Raw genomic sequence first — 22,653 nt, forward strand, 5'->3', positions numbered from 1 at the left:
GTCGGCGTTGAGGATCCGTATGATCCTTGGAATCCTGACGGTCGACATCGGATGTATCGTCGCCAGTTATCTGGCAGCGGTCTGGTTGCACGGGATGATCGCCGCCACCCCGGCATGGGCCGACGTCAACTGGATCCTGATCCTGGTCGTTCTGCTGCCGGTATTCGTGCTGACGACGCTCAACAACCAGAGCTACGCCGCCGCCAATCTTCAGGACCCGTTTCGATCGGTATCGCGAGGACTGCAAGCGTACGCCTTGGCGATCTCGGCCGTAATCTTCATCGCCTTCTGTCTCAAGACGAGCGACTCGTTCCCCCGCCTAGTCGTATCGATAGGATCGGGATTTGCTCTGGCGTCACTTGCGCTGGGGCGCTTCCTGTTCGTCCGGCACATGCACGCGATCATAGGCGGAAATCCGTTCAGTATCGTGCTGTTGCACGACCCCGGGCAGCGGATTCCACAAGGCAATTTTTCGGTCGTCATATCCTCGGATGCGTATTTCGACCCCGACCGGCATGATCCGGTCATGTATGATCGCCTGGCGCAATCGCTCTCGGGTGCCGATCGCGTGATCGTGGCGTGCGCGCCGCAACGCCGGCTCAGCTGGGCGCAGGCGCTGAAGGGCGCGAACATCCAGAGCGAGATCTTCATGCCTGAGCTGGATGCGCTCGCGCCGCTGGGGATCAGCGCACATGCGCAGATCCCGACGGTCATCATCGCAAACGGCCCGCTTGGCCTGTTCGATCGCTTCGTCAAACGCGGATTCGACGTCGCCCTGGCCATGGGCGCGCTGCTATTTCTAATGCCGATGCTGATCCTGATCGCGATCGCGGTGAAGATCGATTCCCCCGGCCCTGTGTTCTTTAGCCAGATACGGATCGGCCGGAGCAACCAGATGTTCCGCCTCATGAAGTTCAGGAGCATGCGTATCGACGGGTGCGATGGCGACGGCGCACGATCGACGGCGCGCGACGACGATCGCATCACGCGCGTCGGCAAGATCATCCGCAGCACCAGCATCGACGAACTGCCGCAGCTATTGAACGTGCTGAAAGGCGACATGAGCATTGTCGGGCCACGTCCGCACGCACTGGGATCGCGTGCCGCGGACAAACTGTTCTGGGAGGTCGATCAACGATACTGGCACCGCCATGCTGCCAAGCCGGGGTTGACCGGTCTGGCTCAGGTTCGCGGGTATCGCGGCGCGACCCTCTACGAGGACGATCTGCGCAATCGCCTGCAGGCCGATCTCGAATATCTCGAGCACTGGTCGATCTGGCGCGACATCAAGATCATCGTGCTCACGTTTCGCGTCTTGCTGCACCGGAACGCGTTCTAGCGGTCCGGTGCAGCGATCGCGCTGCGCAATCCGACGCCTCAGTCGGCCAGCAGCCTTGTCGCAAACTCGCGAATACCCGGCCCGATGTCGTCGCGGGCCAGCGCGATCGCCAGGTTCGCCTGAATGTAACCCGCCTTGTCGCCGCAATCATAGCGCTGACCGTCGAACGTGAACCCGTGAAACGGCTGGGTGCCGATCATCTGCGCCATCGCGTCGGTCAGCTGGATTTCGCCACCCGCGCCTTTTTCCTGCGTCTCCAAGATTTTCATGATCTCGGGCTGAAGGATGTAGCGGCCGGGGATCATCAGGTTCGACGGCGCAGTGCCGCTCTTGGGCTTCTCGACCAGCGCCGTGACCTCGGTCAGCCGACCATCGATCGCGCCCGGCGAGATGATGCCGTATTTGTCCGTTTCCGAATCCGGCACTTCGAGTGCACCGATCACGTTGCCGCCGACCTGGTTATAGGCCTCGACCATCTGCTTCAGGAAGCCGGGCTTGCCGACCATCAGTTCATCGGGAAGCAAGACCGCGAACGGCTCGTCGCCGACGATCTCGCGGGCGCACCACACGGCATGGCCGAGACCGAGCGGCTCCTGCTGCCGGACGTAGACGGGCGAGCCCGGCTTCATCCGGATATGGCTGATCGCATCGAGCGACTTGCCGCGCGCGCGCATCGTGTCTTCGAGTTCGTACGAAATGTCGAAATGATCCTCGAGCGCACCCTTGTTGCGCCCTGTGACGAAGATCATCTGCTCGATGCCCGCTTCGAGCGCTTCTTCAACGACATATTGTATCAGCGGCTTGTCGACGACGGTGAGCATTTCCTTCGGCATGGCCTTGGTTGCCGGAAGGAAGCGCGTGCCCAGTCCAGCGACCGGAAACACGGCCTTGCGCAGCGGCTTTATCGTCATTCGAAACTCCCTGTATTCTCGCTGTGTCGTCTACCGGCCGACGCTCACCCATGCAAATGCCACAGGCGGTCAATTCGGTGCAGTCCATTAGCGCGTCATTAAAGGCGTTGGGTTAGGACGTTGTCATGTCAAAGATTCTCGTCATCTTCGGTACACGTCCAGAAGCGATCAAATTGTTTCCGGTTATTCGCGCCTTGGCCGCGACCCCCGGTCTGGTCGTCCGCACCTGCGTTACGGCACAACATCGCGGTTTGCTCGATCAGGTGCTCGCGATCGCCGATCTCGTGCCGGACATCGATCTCGACCTGATGGAGCCGGGCCAGACTCTCGATCGCCTGACTGCGCGACTGCTCACGGGTCTCGGCGAAGTCATGGACGCGGAGAAGCCCGATCTCGTGATGGTTCAGGGCGATACCGCGACCGCGATGACCGGCGCGCTCGCCGCCTATTACCGCAAGGTGCCGGTCGCGCATGTCGAGGCGGGACTGCGGTCGGGCGACATCTACCAGCCCTGGCCCGAGGAGGTGAACCGCCGCATCGTCGCGCCGATCGCCGCGCTGCATTTCGCACCGACCGACACCGCCGCGAACGCTCTGCGCCGCGAGACGATCGCCGAGGCCACGATCCATGTCACCGGCAACACGGTAATCGACGCGCTGCACTGGACCGCGGACCGCGTTGCGGCGGACCCGACACTCGCAGCGGGTCTCGACGCCATCGCGGCGCGTTTCGCCGGCCAGCGCATCGTCCTGGTCACCACGCACCGGCGTGAGAATTTCGGCGACGGGATGGCGGCCATTGCTCGCGCGATCGGCCGGATCGCGGAACGCGACGACGTCGCGGTGCTGTTCCCCGTCCACCCCAACCCCAACGTCGTCTCGGTGATGGACGCGATCCTGGGCGACCGCGCGAACGTCGCCAGGATCGAACCGCTCGACTACCCGCATTTCGTCCGCGCGCTGGGCATGGCGGAGATCGTCCTGACCGATTCGGGCGGCGTGCAGGAGGAGGCACCGGCGCTCGGCAAGCCGGTGCTGGTGATGCGCGAGACAACCGAGCGGCCCGAGGGCGTGGCGGCCGGCACCGCCAAGCTGATCGGCACCGACGAGGACCGAATCGTATCGGAAATCTTTACGTTGCTGGATGACTCCGCGGTATATGCCGCGATGGCCCGCGCCCATAATCCGTTCGGGGACGGCCATGCCGCGGGTAGGATCGCAAAGACCATCGCAGAAACACTCGCAAAGGGCGCCGGGCATGCTGTCGGATACTAACCTCAACGTCGTCGTGCTCGGGCTCGGCTATATCGGGCTCCCCACCGCAGCGATCATCGCGCGGACCGGCGCGCAGGTGCTCGGCGTCGACGTGACCGAATCGGTCGTTGAGACCGTCAATTCTGGCCGCGTGCATATCGAGGAAGTCGATCTCGACGGTCTCGTCTCCGGCGTCGTCGCACGCGGCACGCTGCGCGCTTCGACCGCGATCGAGCCTGCGGACGTCTTCGTGATCGCGGTGCCGACCCCGTTCGATTCCGATCACGCCCCCAATATCCGCTATGTCCTCGATGCCGCGACCACGATCGCGTCGGTGCTCAAGACCGGTGATACGATCATTCTCGAATCGACGTCCCCGGTCGGCACCACCGAGAAGGTCCGCGATCTGCTGGCGAGCTTGCGCCCCGACCTGCGCGTACCGGGCAAGACCGGCGACCAGGCCGACATCGCGATCGCCTATTGCCCAGAGCGCGTGCTGCCCGGCCGCATTCTGGTCGAGCTGATCGACAACGACCGGGTCATCGGCGGGATCACCCCGCGGTGCGCGCGCAAGGCCTTGACCTTCTACCGCCGCTTCGTGCGCGGTGCCTGCGTGACCACGACCGCACGCGCGGCGGAAATGACCAAGCTCACCGAGAACGCGTTCCGCGACGTCAACATCGCGTTCGCCAACGAATTGTCGCTGATCGCCGACACGATGGGCGTCGACGTGTGGGAGGTGATCCGCCTCGCCAACCGTCATCCGCGCGTCAACATCCTCCAGCCCGGCCCCGGCGTCGGCGGACATTGCATCGCGGTCGATCCGTGGTTCCTGGTCCATGCGGCGCCCGACCAGACCCCGCTGATCCGCACCGCGCGGGAGGTCAACGACGGCAAGACCGACCACGTCATCGCGCAGGTCGCCGCCCTCGTCGAAGCGTCGCCGGGTGCAACGGTCGCGTGCCTGGGCCTGGCCTTCAAGGCGAACATCGACGATTTCCGCGAGAGCCCGGCGCTCAAGGTCGCCCAAGCCGTGGCGGACCAGTTCGGCGACCGGGTGCGGATCGTCGAGCCCTATGCGCAGACACTGCCGGCCGTGCTGGCGGATACCGGCGCGACGCTGATCGACGTCGATACCGCGATCGAGACGTGTTCGATCATGATCGTGCTGGTCGACCACGATGTCTTCAAGTCGATCCCGCTCGAGGAGCGCGCCGACAAGGCGGTGCTCGACACGCGCGGCATCTGGCCGGATCAGCCGCGTGCCTCGCTCCCCGCGGTTAGCGCAACGGCACGTCACGAGTCGCTAAGACTGGCGGGATGATCGGCCGCGTTGGGGTCGCCGCGATTTCTCGCGCGGCGGCTTCGAGCACGTCGGCCCGCGCCTTGGACGAGGCATGGGTACGACTGCGGAACAGTCCGCCGTCGATATTGCCACCTTTCTGACGCCAGAACCTGGGCGCGGCCATCGGATCATACCCCGCGTTCGCCAGCAGATAGATGCCGAGCAGGTCGGCCTGGTCCTCCGTCTCGCGGATCAGGCGGCCGTTGCGACCGAGTTCCGCCAGCAGGCCCCGGTTGATCTTCGCCGCGTCGAGCCTTTCGCGGTGGCGCAGGATGTTGTGCGCGAGTTCGTGCGAGACGACGACGGCGATCTCTTCGTCGGTATATCCGTCGAAGAATCGCTCGCCGATCTGGACGATCGCGCCGTCCGCGGTCGCTCCCAGGCCGCTGCCGAGCAGGATCTCGAACCGCGAACGACAGCCGGTGACCGGTTTGACCATGATCGACAACCGCCGTCCGCCGCGAAGGATCGTCAGGCGTACCGGCCGTTCCAGCGGCGATCGTACAATCACGGCCTCCGCTGCGTCGCGCGCCGCGGCACCTTCCGGTGTGGTCGAATCGGGCAGCGGCGGCTGCGCGACGTCGTTGATCGCAGCGATCGAATCATTGGCGCGAACGCCCGCCCGATCGGCCGGTCCGTTTGCCACGACAGCCTCGACGCCGACGGTCGATGCGAACCCGAACGCAACCGCCGCCCGCCCGCGCGCGGCCGGGCCGTATTGGGTCAGCGCGTGGATCGGCATGCCGAGTTGCGGCTGAAGCTGGTCGCACAGCGCCGCGTTGGCGGTCGTCAACCGATACGCGATCGTCGCCATGCGCAGGTCGGCGGTTCGCAACGTCTCGAAGAATGCCGGCGACAACCCATCGTCGGCGCGCGCCGCTTCGGCGGGGGGAGCGGCCGCAGCGAGCAGCGCGAGAGGGAGGAGGCGAGCGATCGTGGACATGGCACGCTCCTTAACCGCACAGGCGGGCGGCGTCTCCTCGCACGAACGCAGGCGCGTTGCGGCTCGTCGCGTTAAACTCTATGCGACCTTTCGCGATCAATCGCGTTGACCAGCCGATGTTTGATCAGCCTCCGTACATCTTGCCCCCTTCATCGATAGCATCATGATTTCAAAGCTTTTCAAGTCACGTACCGTTGCCAAGATCAACCAGCCTCAGATTCCGGACGGCCGTCGCGTCTACGCGGTAGGCGATATCCATGGTCGCGCGGATCTGCTGGACGAACTGATCGCGATGATCGAAGCGGACGAGCATACCCGTGGACCGGCAGAGACGACGCTGATTTTCCTGGGTGATATCGTCGATCGCGGTCCGGCTTCCGCCGCCGTGATCGATCGGCTTCGCACCCTGCGCGCCGCACGCCCCGACGTGCGCTTCCTTCTCGGCAACCACGAAGAGATCTTCCTCGGCGCGCTCGACGGCGAGCCGAAGGCGCTTCGCCTGTTCTGTCGTATCGGCGGCCGGGAAACGGTATTGAGTTACGGCATGGACGCCGCGGAATACGAACGACTCGATTACGAGGAACTCGTCCACCGTCTCGAAACGCTCGTGCCGGACGAGCATCGCGATTTCCTGAACGGCTTCGAAGACATGATCGTCATCGGCGATTACGCGTTCGTCCATGCGGGCGTGCGTCCGGACACGCCGCTCGACCTACAGCGTACGGCCGACCTTCGCTGGATTCGCGACCCGTTCCTCGATCACCGGACGGCACTCGAGAAGACTATCGTCCATGGTCACACGATGACCGACGAGATCGAGCGTCGCGGCCACCGGATCGGGATCGATACCGGCGCCTACGCGTCGGGGCGGCTGACCGCGCTCGGGATCGAACGGGGTGAGACCTGGACGTTGCAGACCGGTACCGCCGTCCGAGTCTGACGGGGCTGATCCTGATCGCTGATCCTGATCATCGTGAATCTGGCCCAATCCGAGGCCTTATGCTTTTATCGTACGAACCGGACGTTATAGTACGGATGCGGAAGTTGCGTTGCACTACCGCAACAGTGCGGAACGCTTCGCATTGTTACAAACAGGCCTTGGTTGCCTTGGGTAAGGTTTTATGCCATTGCCTGAGATGACGAGCACAAAGGGAGTTCATCATGCGTCTTGGGAAGTATCTTCTGACCGCAGCAGCAGCCACGATGGCAGTTGCTCCGGCCGTGGCAGCACCGGCAAACATGTCGGTTGCTAAGTCGGTTCGTTCGGGTTCGGTTTCGGCTGACAAGAACGAGCTCGCTGGCGGTGGCATCATCGTTGCGATCCTCGCAGCAGCAGCAGTTGTCGCTGGTATCGTCATCGTTGCAGACAACGACGACGATTCGGACAGCAACTAAGTCTTACGACTTGGTTCGAGAATAGCGGCCTTCGGGCCGCTATTTTTTTGTCTATTGTCCTGGGCCTGCGCCGATCCGAACATGGGCGAATCGCCCGGTACCGACTTTGGGGCGATCATTCTTCCCCTCGGGAACCCCGGACGCCTGGCGATGCCGCCCCCCTTCCCCGCGGCAACCGAGGTTGGCGTGCGAGGTCCGCAATGGACTGGGCATCGAGCACATCCCCCGCTGGTACCTGCCGTCAGGACGACGGACTCGGAGCGGACATCATGCTCGCACGCCGAACGGCACCACCGAACCGCGCCCTGCCCACCAAACGCAAAACGCGCCCGGCGGCGAACCGCGGGCGCGTTGCATGTCTCGACCGTAGGAGGATACGAGCGACGTCGGCTCGTATCGCGCCCCGTCGTGTTACGGCTGGGGCTGGCCCGGGGCACCGCCCGGCATGCCGCCCTGGGCACCACCCGGCATAGCACCAGGCGCGCCACGGCTCATCTGGGCCTGCGCCTGCATCTGCTGCACCACGCTCTGCGGCAGGAAGTCGAGCAACTCGACGTCGAACACCAGCGTCGAATTCGCCGGGATCGGACCGTTAGCCTTGTCGCCATAGCCAAGCGCTGGCTTCATCCAGAAGCGGTACTTCGACCCCTTCGGCATCAACTTCAGCGCTTCTGAGAAACCGGGGACCACGCCGGTGACGGGCATCGGCGTCGGTTGCTGCGACTTGTCGAAGGTCGTGCCGTTGAGCAGCTTGCCCTCGTAGTTGACCAGCGCGACGTCCGCGTCGGTCGGCTTTGCCGCACCCGGCTTGCCAGGCGCGATCACCTTGTACTGAAGCCCCGACGCGGTCACCACCACGCCGCGTGCACGCGCATTGCGTGCGAGCGGATCGTCACCCTGCCGCGCGAGCGCGACGGCGGCGATCAGCGCGAGCGCGATACCGACCCAGAGATAAACGAGGTAGCTGCGCTTGGTGGGCTGCAGCGGCACTGCGGTGACGGTCGACATCGGATCAGGCCCCGGTCATCTGGTCACGCCGGAGCGCCGCGCGTGCCGTTGGAAAGCAAACGGGGGCGCCGATCACGACACCCCCCGAAACTATCGGCCTACCCGTTCACCGGGCTGGCCGACCAAATCTTACCGTGCGCCGTCGCGCTCTGCGCGCTTGCGATCGAGCTTGCGCGAACGACGAATCGCCGCTGCACGCTCACGTGCACGCTTCTCGGACGGCTTTTCGTAATGCCGGCGCAACTTCATCTCGCGATATACGCCTTCGCGCTGCAGCTTCTTCTTGAGCGCGCGAAGGGCCTGGTCGACGTTGTTGTCGCGTACGATGATCTGCATAAACCCGTTAAGCTCCGGTCGAATAGATTTTTGCCGTCGCGAATAGGTCCGCGCCGCATGAACTGGGGCCCCTATCAGGGGAGTGCAGGGGTTTCAAGCCAAACCGGTGATGCCGACAAGTCTGCCCACGACTTTGCTGCCTTTGCGGCAGGGCCAATGCGTCGCTAAGAGCAGCGGCATGACCCGCATCCCCCTGACACTGTATAACAGCCTCACGCGCCAGCTCGAGACGTTCCGGCCGATCGATCCGACCGATGTCGGGCTCTACACCTGCGGGCCGACCGTCTATAACTACCAGCATATCGGCAACATGCGTGCCTTCCTGTTCGCCGACACGCTGGGCCGCGTGCTCCGGTGGAAGGGGTGGCCGACGACTCACATCATCAACATCACCGATGTCGGACACCTGACATCCGACGCCGATGTCGGCGACGACAAGATGGAGAAGGCGGCCGCCGCGCAAGGGCGTTCGATCTGGGAGATCGCGGCTTACTATACCGACGTGTTCAAGCGTGACGTCGCGCGCCTCAACATTGTGCCACCGGCGCGCTGGGCAGTCGCGACCGATCATATCGCCGAGATGATCGCGTTCGCCGAACAGATCGCGCCGAAGCATTGCTACGCGCTCGACAGCGGGCTGTATTTCGACGTGTCGACGGTGCCCGACTACGGGCGCCTCGCGCGTGCCGGCAACGACGATGTCGAAAGCCGGATCGAGCCCGTAGCCGGCAAGCGCAACCCACAGGATTTCGCGATCTGGCGCACCTCGGCGCCGGGCGAGAACCGCCAGATGGAATGGGATTCGCCCTGGGGTCGCGGCGCGCCCGGCTGGCACCTCGAATGCTCGGTGATGAGCAAGCACTATCTCGGCGCGCATTTTGACATCCACACCGGCGGGATCGACCACCGCGAGATCCACCATCCCAACGAGATTGCGCAGAATCAGGCGCATTGCGATTGCGCGGATACCGGTGCGAGCGTCTGGATGCACAACAACTTCCTGGTCGAGCGTGCGGGCAAGATGTCGAAGTCGACCGGCCAGTTCACGACGATGCAGACGATCGTCGACCGCGGCTTCCACCCCCTCGCCTACCGCCTCATGTGCCTTCAGGCGCACTATCGCAGCGAGCTCGAATTCTCGTGGGAGAACCTCGCAGCGGCAGCGATTCGCCTGAAGCGGATGGTGCAGGCGGTCGAGACCTTGCGTGCCCGCGAGCCCGGCGGCCCGTCGGGCAGCGCGCATGCCTATGCCGATCGGCTCGAGGACGCCGTGTCGGACGATCTCGCCACGCCGCGCGCGCTGCCGATTCTCGACGAACTGCTTGCCGACAAGCGAGTCGCGCCGGCGGACCGGATCGCCGCGCTGGACGATTTCGACGCAGTGCTGGGGCTCGATCTCGCGACGATCGGCCGCGAGGACCTGCGCATCCGCCCGGCAACCGCGACGATCGACGAAGCCACGATCGCGACACGCCTCTCGGACCGCCGCGACGCACGCGCCGCAAAGGACTTCGAGCGTTCGGACTCGATCCGCGACGAGCTGGCGGCGGCCGGCGTCGAAGTGATGGACGGCGACTCGCTCGGCTGGGACTGGAAGATCGTGGCAGTATAGGCGTGTCGGCCGTCATTCCCGCGTAGGCGGGAACCCATACTGGCAAGCCTAGCGCTAAGATCGCGGATCTTGGAGCATATGGATCCCCGCCTGCGGGGAGATGACGGGAAGATCATGGGAGCGTGAGAACGCATCGGAACGCGCAAGCCGATCCCATCCGCGATACCACCCGTCCGCAAACTTGACTTGCCCCGCCGCGCGCCGATGTTCGCATCATGAAAGCCGTCCTCCCCGCCGCCGCCCGTCCGCTCCTCGAACCGCATCTCCCCGCGGACCTCGAAACCGCTTGGTTCGCCAGACCCGCTGAAGCCAACGCGATGATCGCCGACGCGGACATCGCCTGGGTCGACATGCAGCCGACCGAACTCGTCGCCGACGCGATCCGCCACGCCGGCCCTAAGCTGAAATGGGTCTCGACGATCTACGCAGGGCTCGACGCGTTTCCGCTCGACACGTTGCGCGACAATGGCGTCACGCTGACCAACGGTGCGGGCATCAATGCCGTCGCGGTCGCCGAATATGCCGTCATGGCGGTGCTCGTCGCCGCCAAGCGCTTCGATACCGTCGTGCGCGCGCAGGACCGCCACGAATGGCTGAAGGACGCGCCCGGCAAGGTCGAACTTGCCGGCAGCAAGGCGCTCGTCATCGGCTATGGCACGATCGGCACGATGATCGGTGACCGGCTGGCCGCGTTCGGCGTGGACGTGACCGGCGTAACCCGCACGGGCCGCGACGGGACGATCGGCCCGGATGCATGGCGCGATCGGCTCGGCGAGTTCGACTGGGTCGTCCTCGCCGCCCCCTCGACCGGCGCCACGCAGGCGATGATCGGCGGCGACGAACTTGCGGGGATGAAGCCGTCCGCCTGGCTGATCAACATCGCTCGCGGCGACATGATCGACGACGATGCGCTGATCGCCGCGCTGACCAAGGGCATCATCGCCGGCGCGGTCCTCGACCCGACCAACCCCGAGCCCTTGCCGCCCGAGCACCCGCTATGGTCGACGCCGAACGCGATCGTGACGATGCATTTGTCGGGCCGCAGCCAGACGACGATGTTCGCACGAGGGGCAGCTCTGTTCCGCGAAAACCTCGCCGCGTTCCTTGCCGGTACCCCGATGAAGAACGTCGCGGACCTCGACGCGGGCTATTGAAACCAGCCGCCACACCTGCCCGAAAGCTTTACTTCATTGCGCGAAAAGGCGTTTTCCCGCATGGCCAGCCTCACAATTCATCAATCGGACGACATGATATGGCCGCGAACTGGGCCCCCGACAGCTGGACGCGTCACGAAGCACGACAGCTTCCTACCTATCCCGACGCCGCAGCGCTGACCGCCGCGACCGACCAGCTTGCGACGTTCCCGCCGCTCGTCTTCGCCGGTGAAGCCCGCAACCTGACCGCCAGTCTCGCCGAAGTCGCAGCCGGCAAGGCGTTCCTGCTCCAGGGCGGCGATTGCGCCGAGTCCTTCGCCGAGCATAGCGCGAACAACATCCGCGACACGTTCCGCGTCATCCTGCAAATGGCCGTTGTACTCACCTTCGCCTCGAAACTCCCGGTCGTGAAACTCGGCCGCATGGCGGGGCAGTTCGCCAAGCCGCGCTCGACCGATACCGAGACGATCGGCGGCGTCGAGCTGCCGTCGTACCGCGGTGACAACGTCAACGACATCGCCTTCAACGCGGAGTCGCGCGCGCCCGACCCGCAGCGGATGATCCGTGCCTATTCGCAGTCGGCCGCCACGCTCAACCTGCTGCGCGCGTTCGCACAGGGCGGCTACGCGAACCTGCACCAGGTCCACCGCTGGACGCACGACTTCATGGGCCGCAGCCCCTGGTCGAAGAAATACGCCGAGACCGCGGACCGGATCGGCGAGGCGCTCGAGTTCATGGCCGCCTGTGGTATCGACCCCGAGACCGTGCCGCAGCTCGCGCAGACGCATTTCTATACCAGCCACGAGGCGTTGCTGCTCCAGTACGAGCAGGCGCTGACGCGTCAGGATTCGCTGACCGGCGACTGGTACGACACCAGTGCGCACTTCCTGTGGATCGGCGATCGCACGCGGTTCGAGGGGTCGAGCCACGTCGAATACCTCCGCGGCATCGGCAACCCGATCGGCATCAAATGTGGCCCGAGCCTGGAGCCCGACGCATTGTTGCGGATGCTCGACACGCTCAACCCTGGTCGCGTCCCTGGCCGGATGACGCTGATTACGCGCTATGGCTATGACAAGATCGAAGCGAACCTGCCCCGCCTAGTCCGGGCCGTCACGCGCGAGGGCCATCCGGTGGTGTGGAGCTGCGATCCGATGCACGGCAACGTCGTCAAGGCCGCCAACGGCTACAAGACGCGCCCGTTCGACCGCATCCTCGCCGAAGTCCGCGGCTTCTTCGCGGTCCACCGCGCGGAAGGCACGCACGCCGGCGGCATCCACGCCGAGATGACCGGCCAGAACGTGACGGAGTGCACCGGCGGCGCGATCGACGTGACCGAGCAATCGCTGGCCGATCGCTACCACACGCACTGCGATCCGCGCCTCAACGCCAGCCAAAGCCTCGAACTCGCCTTCCTGCTGGCCGAGATGCTCAACGAGGAAATGGCCGAGCGCAAGAAGGTCGCCGCCTGAAGAAAATATGGCGGGCGTTTAGGAATGTTCGGCAAGCGTCTTGACGCCTGCCACCCCATTCCGTAGACGCCCGCATCTGCTAACGGCCCCTTCGTCTAGCGGTTAGGACGACGCCCTCTCACGGCGTAAGCACGAGTTCGATTCTCGTAGGGGTCACCAGCACTTCACGCCGCGCAGTCTCGATCGATCGCCGCCAAACTGCGGCTATATTAGCCGTGACCTGTGCTGCATGTCCGTCGATCGCCACACGATCATCTCCCGAATTTCTGCCAAACGGTTACAGTGGCGCCATACCGCGACGATATGACCCCGACGGTTCGATCGACGCATTATTCGGAGAGACGGCATGACTGCGACCTACGATACCAAACTCGGGCTCTATATTGCCGGCGAATGGCTGAACGGCGACGGTCGCGATACGCGTGACGTGCTCAATCCGGCGACGGGAGCGGGACAGGCCGCGTTACCGCTCGCCAGTGCTGCTGATCTCGACCGCGCACTCGAAGCGACGCAGCGCGGCTTCGTCGCCTGGCGTGCAACGCCGCCGGAACAGCGCGCTGCGATCCTGACGCGAACCGCGCAACTCCTGCGTGAGCGTGCCGATCACATCGCCCGCATCGCCACGCTCGAACAGGGCAAGATCCAGGCCGAGGCCAAGGGCGAAGTCGCCTTCGCCGCCGCGCTGCTCGATTTCCACGCCGCCGAGGGCCTGCGCGTCTATGGTCGCGTCCTGCCGCGCCCATCGGGTACGCGCAGCCTCGTCCTGCATCAGCCGGTCGGCCCGGTCGCCGCGTTCTGTGCCTGGAACTTCCCGATCATGAACGTCGTGCGCAAGATCGCGCCTGCGCTCGCGGCAGGCTGCTCGATCATCATCAAGCCGTCGGAGGAAACCGCGGGCAGCGCGGTCGAGGTGCTGAAGTGTTTCCAGGATGCCGGTCTGCCCGGCGACGTCGCGCAATGCGTATTCGGCGTGCCCGACATGGTCTCGCGCCATCTGCTCGCCTCGCCGATCACGCGGAAGCTGAGCTTCACCGGTTCGGTCCCGGTCGGCAAGGCGCTGATGAAGCTGGCCGCCGACACGATGATGCGCACGACCATGGAGCTCGGTGGTCATGGCCCGGTGCTGGTGTTCGACGACTGCGACCTCGACAAGACGCTCGACACGCTGGTCGCGCACAAGTTCCGCAACGCCGGTCAGGTCTGCGTCGCGCCGACCCGCTTCCACGTGCAGGACGGCATCTATGACCGCTTCGCTGCCGGCTTTGCCGAACGGACGCGCGGCCTGAAGGTCGGCGACGGGATGGATTCGTCGAGCCAGATGGGTCCGATGGCCAATGCCCGCCGCCCCGACGCGATCGCCGAACTGGTCGGCGATGCGACCAGTCACGGCGCGAAGCTGTTGGCAGGTGGGGAGTATGGCGGCCAGGGCGGGTTCTTCTTCCAGCCCACTGTCCTGTCCGACGTGCCGCTCTCCGCGCGCGCGATGAACGAGGAACCATTCGGCCCGGTCGCGCTGCTCAGCCGGTTCGGCAGCGACGAGGATGCGATCGCCGAAGCCAATCGCCTGCCGTTCGGCCTCGCCGCCTATTGCTTCACCGAGAATGGCCGTCGCCAGAACCTGCTCGGTGACGCGATCGAGGCCGGGATGGTCGGCATCAACACCGTCCGCCTGAGCTATCCCGACAGCCCGTTCGGCGGCGTGAAGGACAGCGGCCACGGCTCGGAGGACGGCCCCCAGGGCATCGCCGCACATCTCGTCACCAAGGCCGTGCACATCAGCTGATCGCGGCATTGCGGCGGATATCGGTTTCGATCGGTATCCGCCCATGTGTCGGTCTACGCACTGATGGCCTGAACGCCGTATCGACTTGTCTCACCCGCGGAGTATCGAAAACACGGCGCCAGGCGCTACCCGGCGCACCGTTCGCGCGTTACCACGAGCGATGACCGACGCGCCTGCCGAGATACCGTCGATACCCGCCGCCACGCTCGTCGTGTTTCGCGAAGGCAATGCGAGGCCACCGCAGTTGCTGATGGTCGAGCGCGCGAAGGCGATGGCGTTCGCCGGTGGTGCGCTTGTGTTCCCCGGCGGGCGAATCGATCCGGGCGATCACAGCCTCGCAGCGCTGCTCGATCGCCCCGACGACGACACCGCGGCGCGGATCGCGGCGATCCGCGAGACGATCGAGGAAGCCGGCCTGCCGGTCGGTTTGTCGCCGATGCCGTCCCCGTCGGCGTTCGAGACGCTGCGAGCCGCGCTCCATGCCGGCACCGCGTTCGGCGAGGCACTGGCGGAGGCGCGCGCCGGCCTGGACCTCGATACACTGGAATATTTTGCGCGCTGGCGACCCGCGCACGCCCATGCCCGAATTTTCGATACACGATTCTATCTGGCCCGGTTGCCGGCTGGTGCACCCGACGCGCGGGTCGACGCGACGGAGAATGTCCGGCTGTTCTGGGCGACCGCGGCCGATGTCCTGGCGGAGGCGGATGCGGGGCGCGCTACGATCATCTTCCCGACGCGGCGCAATCTCGAACGGCTGGCGCAGTTCGCCGACCTGGATGCGGCCCTTGCCGACGCGCGGGCGCATCCGGTGCGGACGGTGACGCCCTGGACCGAGATGCGCGACGGCATCGAACATCTCTGCATCCCCGACGATCTCGGCTATCCGGTGACATCGGAGCCGATGTCGGACGCGGTGCGAGGGTGACATGCGGGCGGTGCGGCTGACCCTGGGCTGGCTGGTCGGGCTTGCGGTTGTCGCGACGCTGGCGCTGATGCTCTGGGCGATGGCCCGCGGACGCCCCCAGGACCTGCCCTGGACGCCGCTCGATCTCGGGCAGCCGATCGGCATGTTCACCGGGCGAAAGCTAACGGCGCTGACCGAGGATTTCCCGCAGTGCCGCGCTTTGCTCGATCGCGCGGGCGTTCGCTACACGGTCCTGCCGCCGCGCAAGGATGAAGGGCAGTGTGGCTATGCGGATGGCGTCAGGCTGACCGGCGGCGCGCGAGAGATCGCCTTCGTGCCCGCGGGACTCGGCGTCGCCTGCCCCGTCGCCGCGGCGCTGTCGATGTGGGAATGGAACGTCGTCCAACCCGCCGCCGAGCGGCATTTCGGCGCGCGGGTCGCGAGTATCGATCATTTCGGCAGCTATAGTTGCCGCCGGATCTACGGTCGCGACGCGGGCAACTGGAGCGAGCATTCCACCGCCGACGCGGTCGACATCGCCGGCTTCCGCCTGACCGACAGCACGCGCGTCACGGTCGCGCGGGACTGGAAGGGTGACGACGCCAAGTCGGCCTTCCTGCGTGAGGTGCGGGATGGTGCCTGCACGCTGTTCGCGACGACCTTGTCCCCGGATTACAATGCCGCACACGCCGATCACCTGCATCTAGATCAGGCGAACCGTGGATCGATGGGCTGGCGCGCGTGTCGGTGACCACGATGGCTTGGGTGGTTCAGATGTGGAGCGCGTAACCACTCCTTCCTCAACTAAGATGTTCCCGCGTCTACCGGCTACCACCCCGGCGAACGCCGGGGCCCAATTGGGGGACGCTGATGACGAGGTTCGCACGTCGTTACGACAACCTCACCGATTGGGCCCCGGCCTTCGCCGGGATGGTGACCGATCCGACGCCTGTTGCAGCTCAAGTAAGGAAAGCTTCAATCCTCCCCCGCCAGGGGGAGGTGGCTGGCTCTTGCCAGACGCAGGGGGCGGACACGGAACCTACGTTATCGCCGCCTCCCCCTCCGCCGCCTCCGGCGTCACCTCCCCCTAGCGGGGGAGGATGAACCACAGCCTAGTCTCAGCTCGCCAGCGTCGTCCCGGAGTCCACCTTCTCGACCCAGTACGGAAAGAAGGCCGGCTGCCGGTTCGACCAGCCCGACGCCGTCGCAGCCGCCTCGCTGATCGACTGGAGCAGTTTCCGCCGCAATTCCGGATGCAGATGCGGCAGCGCCGCCGCCGCGCAGAATGCCGACGGCAGCCAAGGCCGAACCTCCGCGCCGATCAACCGCTCGTACAGGAAGCGCAACGCCGAGAAACTCGTCAGCCGCCCCTGCCCCAGGTCGAACGCCACCAGCGTCATCAACGGCGCCAGGAACGGCTCGATCGCATCCAGGCCGCTGTCGTCCGGCACCATCGCGCGCAGATCGGGGAGGTTGTTGTAAAGCCGCGCTTGCGCCCTGATGCTTGCCGCCTCGACCACATCGCGCGACCAGCGCTGCATCGCATCCTCGCGGTCCAGGCCTACATCGAGCGAACGCCGGATATACCGCTGCGTCGAACTCGGAAAAGCCGCGAATTCCTTCATCTCGGCGAGGGTCATCGATCCCTGTGCCGGTTTCATTCTGGAAGCCATGTCGTCACCCCGCTCTCGTCAAGGAACCGGCAGACTATGCGCTCGGATGGTTAACAACGACCCTAATGCGCGTCATCTTTCCGTAACACCAAGCGACCATGAAAGCTGTTGCGCTGCAACAAGGCTGCGACGAACCGAACGAAACTAAGCGATTTGATCGTCTTGCGAGGCGTTTGGGCAACAAAAAAGCGCCGGTCGTTGCCGACCGACGCCCGTTCGTTGAGCAGATGCAAGGGTTACGCCTGCTTTTCGCGCAGCGCTCGTTCTGCGTCCTCGTCATAGCCCGAAGATTTTGCCGGCTCGCTGCCCGACCCCGGCTGCGTCGCCGAAATCGGATCGCTGCCGTCCATCGACTCGTCGAGCCCGTTGTCGAGACGTGCGTCGGCGCTATCCGGGTTCTTCTGCAGCCGCTTGCCGATCGACTTGTCCTGGCCCGCTTCCTGGCGCGGATCGCGACCGGAGCTCTTGCCCTCGGCATCCTTGTCGTCGGGCGCTACGGACAGGCTATCCAGCGCGCTCTTGTCTATGTCGGTCATTGCGACGTCCCTTTTTAATCTTGGCGATGACCAACGGTCGAAGGGGCGGACCGTTCCGCCACTGCGCCCCTCCCTGGAAGGGAGGGAAGAACAACCCTCAATCCAGCGATGTCACCTTGACCGTCTGCTCCCAGAGATACGCCTGCCCAAACACCGTCATGAACGCGATATCCGTCGCATCGCGCCCCACACAGACTCGCGCGATATCGCTGCACGTCGCCATCTTCGTCGCATCGATGAGCCGCCAGTCCCCCGCCAGCCACAGCTCCGCGACCGCATGGAAGTCGGGCGGATCGACCCCCGGCGCATAGGCCGACACGCACCGCGCCGGGATCCCGCCCGCCCGCGCGAGCGACACCAGCAGATGCGAATAATCCCGACACACCCCCGAGCGCGATGCAAACGTATCGAGCGCGGTCGTCTCTCCGCTGCTCGATCCACAGCGGTAGTCGAGCGACTGGTACACCCACTCGGTCAGGGCCGCCGCCAGCGGACCGCCTTCCAGCCCACCGAACTCGCGCGCGACGAAGCCCTCGAAACGGTCCGAGGGACAATAGCGACTCGGCATCAGATACGGCGTCAGTTCGCCATCGAGCATCCGCGGCGGCGTCGCCGGATACAGCTCGAGCTGCACCCGCTCGCGCTTCACCGCGACGATGGCCTTATACTCGGCCGTGAACCGCCCATGCCCGCGCGACCAGCAGCGCTGGCCAATCCCGTCCTCGCCGCGCACCGCCCGGATCGGGCTGTCGGACCACAAGGTGAGTGATTCGGACTCTATCGTCTGGTCGGCCATCGCCGCCGCCTCGATCTGGAGGAGCACATCGGCATCCCCCGTGATCCCGTAATCCAGACGCACGTCGATCGAGAGCCGCATTGCGCGTCCCATTCCTGTCCCGAGGCCAAAAGAAAAGGGCCCGGCGGTGTCCCGCCGAGCCCTGCGTTCGTCACACCCTTAGCGGGAGTTAGTTGCGGCTGCTACCAAACAGACGCAGCACGAACATGAACATGTTGATGAAGTCGAGGTACAGGCTCAGCGCCGACATGATGACGACCTTGCCGACCATGTCCGTCCCGGCGACCTGCGCATACAGGCTCTTGGTACGCTGCGTGTCGTAAGCGGTGAGGCCCGCGAACAGCAGCACGCCGACGCCGCTGATGACCAGCTGCATGACGCCCGACTGCAGGAACATGTTGATCAGGCTCGCGACCAACAGGCCAACGACACCGATGATCAAGAACGTCCCGAACGCCGACAGGTCGCGCTTGGTGGTGTAGCCGTACAGGCTGAGACCAGCGAAACCGGCTGCGGTGGCGAAGAACGCACCCGCGATCGACGTGCCGCTATAGACCAGGAAGATGGTCGACATCGACAGGCCCATCAGCACGGCAAAGCCCCAGAAGAGCATCTGCATCGTGCCCGTCGACATCTTGTTCTGGCCATAGCTCATGCCGAACACGATCGCGAGCGGCGAGAACATGATGACGTACTTCAGGATGCCGCCGCTTATGAACACCTGTGCGGCAGGCGATTCTGCGCCGCCCCATGCGAACAGCATCGCGACGATGCCCGTCAGCAGGACAGCCGAGCCCATGTAGTTATACACGGACAGCATGTACGACCGCAGACCAGCGTCATAGGCCTCGGTACGCTGGCCCGTGGCCGTCGTTCCGAACGGCGCGGCGCGGGGCCGGGGGTCAGACCAATTAGCCATTGTGAAATCAGCTCCTTTGTCCGGCATAGTGCCGGTTACAGTGCATATCGTCCTTTACAGGACGCTTTTCAAGCAGAGTGGTTGCATCGGTACGGTGGTTCGCGGTTAACCTGCCGCAATCCATGATCCGCCTTTTCGTAGCCCTCCGCCCGCCACCCTCTATCCGTCAGAGCTTGCTCGACATAATGGAGGGCGTGCCGTCCGCCCGCTGGCAGGACGAGGAACAGCTGCACGTGACGCTGCGCTTCATCGGCGAGGTCGAACGGCCGGTCGCCGAGGACATCGCGGTCGCGCTGAGCCAAGTCGTCGCGCCGATCCCTAGCGTCTCGTTGACCGGAGTCGGGCGGTTCGAGAAACGCGGGCGGACCGATACGCTCTGGGCTGGCGTCACGCCACACGGTGCGCTCACCGCGCTCCACCGCAAGGTCGATCAGGCGTGCGTTCGCGCCGGCCTTCCGCCCGAACACCGCTCCTATCTGCCGCACGTCACGGTTGCACGACTGGCGCGGTCGGCGGGCGTGGGGTTCGCGATCGAAGACTGGCTCGCGACCCACGCCGCACTGTCGAGCGCGCCCTTCCCGCTACCCCATCTCGTGCTGTACCAGAGCCACCTCGGCCGCGACGGCGCGACGTACGAACCGGTCGCACGCTGGGCGCTCGATACCGTGGGCGGAACCTGAGCCACGGCGGAGGGTTCGCCCAGAGACCAAGCCACAGATCAACAGGGAGAGACATTATGCGGATTGCGACACTGGCACTGCTCGGCGCGGCGACGATCGGGCTGACCGCCTGCGAGAAGACCGGCATGGAAACCGGCGCACCCGTATCCGGCGGCCAGCGCGCCACCGCGACGCTCCAGACCGCGACCGGCACCGACGTCGGCCGCGCCACCGCCACCGAAGTCGCGGGCGGCCTCCGCTTCACGCTCGATGCCAAGGCAATGCCCCCCGGCACGCACGGCGCACACATCCACATGGTCGGCCGCTGCGACGCCCCCGACTTCGCGACCGCGGGCGGCCATTGGAACCCGACCAACATGAAGCACGGCAGCATGAACCCACAAGGCCCGCACGAAGGCGACCTGCCCAATCTCGTCATCGGCACCGACGGCCGCGGCACGATCGGCATCACCATTCCGGGCGCGACGATGGCCGGCCTGATGGACGCGGACGGCTCGGCCTTCGTGGTACATGCGGGTCCGGACGACCTGATGACCGACCCGTCCGGCAACAGCGGGGGGCGCATCGCCTGCGGGGTGTTCCAGGCCGGGTAAAGCCCGCTCCTACGTTTGTGCTGGGTAGCGACCGAGTAGCCTCGCAGAAGCGTATCGAGGGTGCGTATCGAAGCACAGGTTCCGCGCACCGACCTGTCCTTCGATACGCCATCTCGATGCGCTAACGACGCAGCTACTCGACGGCTACTCGGGACGAACGGCGGGCGAGGCTGCAGCGATGGACCTGGAAACCCATCGATCCTCCCCCGCCAGGGGGAGGTGGCTGGCCCTTGCGAGACGGAGGGGGGGGGAAAGGGAAACCTCTGTTGCGTGTCCTCCCCCTCCGTCCCTACGGCGACACCTCCCCCTGCCGGGGGAGGATCGCAAAGCTCAGACCACCTCCCCAGCCGCCCGCGCCCGCTCCTCCCGCGTAGCCTCGGCCCCAGGCGCCAGCCGGTACGCCGCCACCGCACACACCAAGGTAATCGGCGTCACCACCAGCAACGACAGCATCCCGATCGACAGGCTCCCGGTCAGCGTCGACACCCGCCCCGCCATATACGGCCCAAGCGCCAGCCCGATCAGCGTCGTCCCGATGAAGAACGTCGCGGTCGCCGTCCCGCGCATCCGCGGCAACACCATGTCCTGCGTCGTCGCCGCCGCCGCCCCCAGCGCGCACGACGCGGTCAATTGCGCGAGAAAGATCCCGGTATAGAACGCCGCCGGCGACGACGCGGTGAAGGCGAGGATCAGGAACGGCACCGGCACCACCGCGCCGAAGATCACCACCCACAACCGCCCCGCCGGATTGCGCTGCCGCAACCGATCCGACACAACCCCGCCGATCGTGAGCCCGAGAAAGCCCGCGGTCGCGCCGAGGCTGCCGATCATGAACCCCGCCGACGCCGGCGTCGCACCAAGTTCGCGCAACGCATACGGCGCCGCCCAGAAACTCGCCGCATAGCTCAGGAACGCGTTCAGCCCATACGCCACCACCGTGCACAGGAACGCCGGCGTGCCGACGATCAGCGCAAAGGTCGGCGGATCGCGCCGCTTGAGCGCGGACGCCCACGAGAACACCGCATACACGCCGATCCCGATCGCCACCCATTGCGGCCAGGGCTCGCCCGCCGCCACAAGCCCCGACACCGCCGCGACCACCAGCGCTAGCGCAACAAGGTTGTACCCGAGCGCCCGCGCTCCACCCATCGCCGCACCGATCAACGTCAGCGGCGGCACGATCGTCACCAGCTCGGCCCCGAACGCGCGGAACGGCGCCGGGTGCTTCTCCGGCTCGGGCAGCCCCTCGACCAGGCCCCTGATCGGCTCCTTCAACGTCGCGATCCACACCGCCAGCAACAACCCCGGCACGCCGACCGCCATGAACGCCGCCTGCCAGCCGACCAGCCCCAGCGGTCCGCCTCCGGGATAGGCCTTGTTCCAGCCCTGCACGATCAGCCCGCCGATGAACAACGAACAGCCGCCGCCCACGTACAGCCCCGCGGAATAGATCGACAAAGCGGTCGCGCGCAGCCGCTTGGGGAAATAGTCGGAGATGATCGAGTACGCCGACGGACTCGCGGTAGCCTCGCCGATCCCCACGCCGATCCGCGCTGCGGCAAGATGCCCGCCGGTCTTCGAAAATCCCGACAATGCGGTCATCACCGACCACAGCGACAACCCGATCGTCATCAGCCTGACGCGGTGCCAATTGTCCGCCAGCCGCCCGAGCGGAATGCCGAACAGCGAATAGAACACGCCGAACGCGGTGCCGTACAGGAACCCAAGATCCTGGTCCTTCAGCCCCAGGTCGCGCTTGATGTCCTCCGCCAGGATCGAGATGATCTGCCGGTCGACGAAGTTCAGGACATAGACGAGGAACAGGATCGACAACACGTACCAGGCGTAGCGCGACGCGCCCTTCTCCGGCTCGCCCGTAACGGTTTCGGCGTTCGCCATGATCCCTCCCCGATGTTTTTCGAGCTATGGGTATCAGAGGCAGGAAGAGAGAAACAGAGCTTTCGGCAGGCTCGGGTACGCCAAAGCTAGCGGTGCACG

Annotated in this window: 22 protein-coding genes and 1 tRNA gene; 14 read left to right on the forward strand and 9 right to left on the reverse strand. The window is 65.4% G+C overall.

Annotated features, from left to right (window positions below):
* The first annotated feature begins 19 nt into the window (after positions 1-19).
* The gene (locus tag BM244_RS13675) at positions 20-1,339 is read left to right on the forward strand and encodes an exopolysaccharide biosynthesis polyprenyl glycosylphosphotransferase (protein ID WP_175518200.1); all 1,320 of its coding nucleotides are present in this window, start codon (positions 20-22) and stop codon (positions 1,337-1,339) included.
* Between the two features lie 38 nt (positions 1,340-1,377).
* Here BM244_RS13675 and galU read toward each other — a convergent pair whose 3' ends face one another.
* On the reverse strand, positions 1,378-2,250 hold the full coding sequence (galU, locus tag BM244_RS13680) for a UTP--glucose-1-phosphate uridylyltransferase GalU (RefSeq protein ID WP_093399449.1): 873 nt from the start codon (positions 2,248-2,250) through the stop codon (positions 1,378-1,380).
* A 125-nt stretch (positions 2,251-2,375) separates the two neighbouring features.
* Here galU and wecB point away from each other — a divergent pair, with 125 nt between their 5' ends.
* Together wecB and wecC are read left to right on the forward strand one after the other, a co-directional pair.
* Complete coding sequence (wecB, locus tag BM244_RS13685; protein WP_093399450.1) at positions 2,376-3,524, forward strand: non-hydrolyzing UDP-N-acetylglucosamine 2-epimerase; 1,149 nt, start codon at positions 2,376-2,378, stop codon at positions 3,522-3,524.
* Positions 3,508-4,827 carry a UDP-N-acetyl-D-mannosamine dehydrogenase gene (gene wecC, locus BM244_RS13690; RefSeq protein ID WP_093399451.1) on the forward strand — a complete coding sequence of 440 codons (1,320 nt, stop codon included), beginning with the start codon at positions 3,508-3,510 and terminating at the stop codon, positions 4,825-4,827. The genes wecB and wecC overlap by 17 nt, the downstream gene beginning before the upstream one ends.
* Here the strand turns inward: wecC and BM244_RS13695 are convergent.
* The gene (locus tag BM244_RS13695; RefSeq protein ID WP_093399452.1) at positions 4,784-5,791 is read right to left on the reverse strand and encodes a M48 family metallopeptidase; all 1,008 of its coding nucleotides are present in this window, start codon (positions 5,789-5,791) and stop codon (positions 4,784-4,786) included. The genes wecC and BM244_RS13695 overlap by 44 nt on opposite strands.
* Before the next feature lie 163 nt (positions 5,792-5,954).
* On the opposite strand from BM244_RS13695, the gene BM244_RS13700 reads away from it, so the two are divergent.
* Positions 5,955-6,731: a metallophosphoesterase family protein gene (locus tag BM244_RS13700; protein WP_093399453.1), complete on the forward strand. Its 777-nt coding sequence runs from the start codon at positions 5,955-5,957 to the stop codon at positions 6,729-6,731.
* Between the two features lie 221 nt (positions 6,732-6,952).
* Positions 6,953-7,186 (forward strand): hypothetical protein, encoded by a 234-nt coding sequence (locus BM244_RS13705; protein ID WP_175518201.1) that lies wholly within the window; start codon positions 6,953-6,955, stop codon positions 7,184-7,186.
* A gap of 411 nt (positions 7,187-7,597) precedes the next feature.
* Here the strand turns inward: BM244_RS13705 and BM244_RS13710 are convergent, their stop codons facing one another.
* Together BM244_RS13710 and rpsU are read right to left on the reverse strand one after the other, a co-directional pair.
* Entirely contained in the window at positions 7,598-8,194 is a 597-nt protein-coding gene (locus tag BM244_RS13710) for an FKBP-type peptidyl-prolyl cis-trans isomerase (RefSeq protein ID WP_093399454.1), read from the reverse strand.
* A gap of 129 nt (positions 8,195-8,323) precedes the next feature.
* Positions 8,324-8,530, reverse strand: coding sequence for a 30S ribosomal protein S21 (rpsU, locus tag BM244_RS13715; RefSeq protein ID WP_055878578.1), 207 nt, complete (start codon positions 8,528-8,530; stop codon positions 8,324-8,326).
* 178 nt (positions 8,531-8,708) lie between these two features.
* Here rpsU and cysS point away from each other — a divergent pair, with 178 nt between their 5' ends.
* The 7 genes from cysS (at position 8,709) to BM244_RS13750 (ending at position 16,209) form a co-directional block, all read left to right on the forward strand.
* Entirely contained in the window at positions 8,709-10,142 is a 1,434-nt protein-coding gene (gene cysS / locus BM244_RS13720; protein WP_093399455.1) for a cysteine--tRNA ligase, read from the forward strand.
* A 215-nt stretch (positions 10,143-10,357) separates the two neighbouring features.
* Positions 10,358-11,296 carry a D-2-hydroxyacid dehydrogenase gene (locus tag BM244_RS13725; RefSeq protein WP_093399456.1) on the forward strand — a complete coding sequence of 313 codons (939 nt, stop codon included), beginning with the start codon at positions 10,358-10,360 and terminating at the stop codon, positions 11,294-11,296.
* A 98-nt stretch (positions 11,297-11,394) separates the two neighbouring features.
* A complete protein-coding gene (locus tag BM244_RS13730; protein ID WP_093399457.1) occupies positions 11,395-12,768 on the forward strand; it encodes a class II 3-deoxy-7-phosphoheptulonate synthase in 1,374 nt (457 codons plus the stop codon).
* Positions 12,769-12,852: 84 nt separating this feature from the next.
* Positions 12,853-12,927 (forward strand) — tRNA-Glu (locus tag BM244_RS13735).
* A gap of 187 nt (positions 12,928-13,114) precedes the next feature.
* The gene (locus BM244_RS13740; RefSeq protein ID WP_093399458.1) at positions 13,115-14,551 is read left to right on the forward strand and encodes an NAD-dependent succinate-semialdehyde dehydrogenase; all 1,437 of its coding nucleotides are present in this window, start codon (positions 13,115-13,117) and stop codon (positions 14,549-14,551) included.
* Between the two features lie 160 nt (positions 14,552-14,711).
* Entirely contained in the window at positions 14,712-15,479 is a 768-nt protein-coding gene (locus BM244_RS13745; protein WP_093399459.1) for an NUDIX hydrolase, read from the forward strand.
* A 1-nt stretch (position 15,480) separates the two neighbouring features.
* The gene (locus BM244_RS13750; protein ID WP_093399460.1) at positions 15,481-16,209 is read left to right on the forward strand and encodes an extensin-like domain-containing protein; all 729 of its coding nucleotides are present in this window, start codon (positions 15,481-15,483) and stop codon (positions 16,207-16,209) included.
* A 367-nt stretch (positions 16,210-16,576) separates the two neighbouring features.
* Here the strand turns inward: BM244_RS13750 and BM244_RS13755 are convergent, their stop codons facing one another.
* The 4 genes from BM244_RS13755 to BM244_RS13770 form a co-directional block, all read right to left on the reverse strand.
* Positions 16,577-17,131 carry a hypothetical protein gene (locus BM244_RS13755; RefSeq protein WP_056065323.1) on the reverse strand — a complete coding sequence of 185 codons (555 nt, stop codon included), beginning with the start codon at positions 17,129-17,131 and terminating at the stop codon, positions 16,577-16,579.
* 236 nt (positions 17,132-17,367) lie between these two features.
* Positions 17,368-17,667, reverse strand: coding sequence for a hypothetical protein (locus BM244_RS13760; protein WP_060526722.1), 300 nt, complete (start codon positions 17,665-17,667; stop codon positions 17,368-17,370).
* Between the two features lie 97 nt (positions 17,668-17,764).
* Positions 17,765-18,544: a transglutaminase-like domain-containing protein gene (locus tag BM244_RS13765; protein ID WP_093399461.1), complete on the reverse strand. Its 780-nt coding sequence runs from the start codon at positions 18,542-18,544 to the stop codon at positions 17,765-17,767.
* An 88-nt stretch (positions 18,545-18,632) separates the two neighbouring features.
* Entirely contained in the window at positions 18,633-19,382 is a 750-nt protein-coding gene (locus BM244_RS13770; RefSeq protein ID WP_093399462.1) for a Bax inhibitor-1/YccA family protein, read from the reverse strand.
* Positions 19,383-19,504: 122 nt separating this feature from the next.
* Here BM244_RS13770 and thpR point away from each other — a divergent pair, with 122 nt between their 5' ends.
* Both thpR and BM244_RS13780 read left to right on the forward strand, forming a co-directional pair.
* Complete coding sequence (thpR, locus tag BM244_RS13775) at positions 19,505-20,062, forward strand: RNA 2',3'-cyclic phosphodiesterase (RefSeq protein ID WP_093399463.1); 558 nt, start codon at positions 19,505-19,507, stop codon at positions 20,060-20,062.
* 56 nt (positions 20,063-20,118) lie between these two features.
* Positions 20,119-20,655, forward strand: coding sequence for a superoxide dismutase family protein (locus tag BM244_RS13780; protein WP_093399464.1), 537 nt, complete (start codon positions 20,119-20,121; stop codon positions 20,653-20,655).
* Between the two features lie 330 nt (positions 20,656-20,985).
* Here BM244_RS13780 and BM244_RS13785 read toward each other — a convergent pair whose 3' ends face one another.
* A complete protein-coding gene (locus tag BM244_RS13785; RefSeq protein ID WP_093399465.1) occupies positions 20,986-22,554 on the reverse strand; it encodes a spinster family MFS transporter in 1,569 nt (522 codons plus the stop codon).
* Positions 22,555-22,653: the final 99 nt, after the last annotated feature.

This window comes from Sphingomonas sp. OK281 (genome assembly GCF_900115295.1).
Classification (GTDB): Bacteria; Pseudomonadota; Alphaproteobacteria; order Sphingomonadales; family Sphingomonadaceae; genus Sphingomonas.

Bases quoted from the DNA above. Each gene is read 5' to 3' on its own strand.
- cysS (WP_093399455.1), top strand. From the start codon at position 8,709: ATGACCCGCATCCCCCTGACACTGTATAACAGCCTCACGCGCCAGCTC.
- BM244_RS13770 (WP_093399462.1), bottom strand. From the start codon at position 19,382: ATGGCTAATTGGTCTGACCCCCGGCCCCGCGCCGCGCCGTTCGGAACG.
- BM244_RS13710 (WP_093399454.1), bottom strand. From the start codon at position 8,194: ATGTCGACCGTCACCGCAGTGCCGCTGCAGCCCACCAAGCGCAGCTAC.
- wecC (WP_093399451.1), top strand. From the start codon at position 3,508: ATGCTGTCGGATACTAACCTCAACGTCGTCGTGCTCGGGCTCGGCTAT.
- BM244_RS13705 (WP_175518201.1), top strand. From the start codon at position 6,953: ATGCGTCTTGGGAAGTATCTTCTGACCGCAGCAGCAGCCACGATGGCA.
- BM244_RS13785 (WP_093399465.1), bottom strand. From the start codon at position 22,554: ATGGCGAACGCCGAAACCGTTACGGGCGAGCCGGAGAAGGGCGCGTCG.
- galU (WP_093399449.1), bottom strand. From the start codon at position 2,250: ATGACGATAAAGCCGCTGCGCAAGGCCGTGTTTCCGGTCGCTGGACTG.
- BM244_RS13750 (WP_093399460.1), top strand. From the start codon at position 15,481: ATGCGGGCGGTGCGGCTGACCCTGGGCTGGCTGGTCGGGCTTGCGGTT.
- BM244_RS13780 (WP_093399464.1), top strand. From the start codon at position 20,119: ATGCGGATTGCGACACTGGCACTGCTCGGCGCGGCGACGATCGGGCTG.
- thpR (WP_093399463.1), top strand. From the start codon at position 19,505: ATGATCCGCCTTTTCGTAGCCCTCCGCCCGCCACCCTCTATCCGTCAG.
- BM244_RS13745 (WP_093399459.1), top strand. From the start codon at position 14,712: ATGACCGACGCGCCTGCCGAGATACCGTCGATACCCGCCGCCACGCTC.
- BM244_RS13740 (WP_093399458.1), top strand. From the start codon at position 13,115: ATGACTGCGACCTACGATACCAAACTCGGGCTCTATATTGCCGGCGAA.
- BM244_RS13700 (WP_093399453.1), top strand. From the start codon at position 5,955: ATGATTTCAAAGCTTTTCAAGTCACGTACCGTTGCCAAGATCAACCAG.
- BM244_RS13695 (WP_093399452.1), bottom strand. From the start codon at position 5,791: ATGTCCACGATCGCTCGCCTCCTCCCTCTCGCGCTGCTCGCTGCGGCC.
- BM244_RS13675 (WP_175518200.1), top strand. From the start codon at position 20: ATGATCCTTGGAATCCTGACGGTCGACATCGGATGTATCGTCGCCAGT.
- BM244_RS13725 (WP_093399456.1), top strand. From the start codon at position 10,358: ATGAAAGCCGTCCTCCCCGCCGCCGCCCGTCCGCTCCTCGAACCGCAT.
- wecB (WP_093399450.1), top strand. From the start codon at position 2,376: ATGTCAAAGATTCTCGTCATCTTCGGTACACGTCCAGAAGCGATCAAA.
- BM244_RS13760 (WP_060526722.1), bottom strand. From the start codon at position 17,667: ATGACCGACATAGACAAGAGCGCGCTGGATAGCCTGTCCGTAGCGCCC.
- BM244_RS13765 (WP_093399461.1), bottom strand. From the start codon at position 18,544: ATGCGGCTCTCGATCGACGTGCGTCTGGATTACGGGATCACGGGGGAT.
- BM244_RS13755 (WP_056065323.1), bottom strand. From the start codon at position 17,131: ATGGCTTCCAGAATGAAACCGGCACAGGGATCGATGACCCTCGCCGAG.
- BM244_RS13730 (WP_093399457.1), top strand. From the start codon at position 11,395: ATGGCCGCGAACTGGGCCCCCGACAGCTGGACGCGTCACGAAGCACGA.
- rpsU (WP_055878578.1), bottom strand. From the start codon at position 8,530: ATGCAGATCATCGTACGCGACAACAACGTCGACCAGGCCCTTCGCGCG.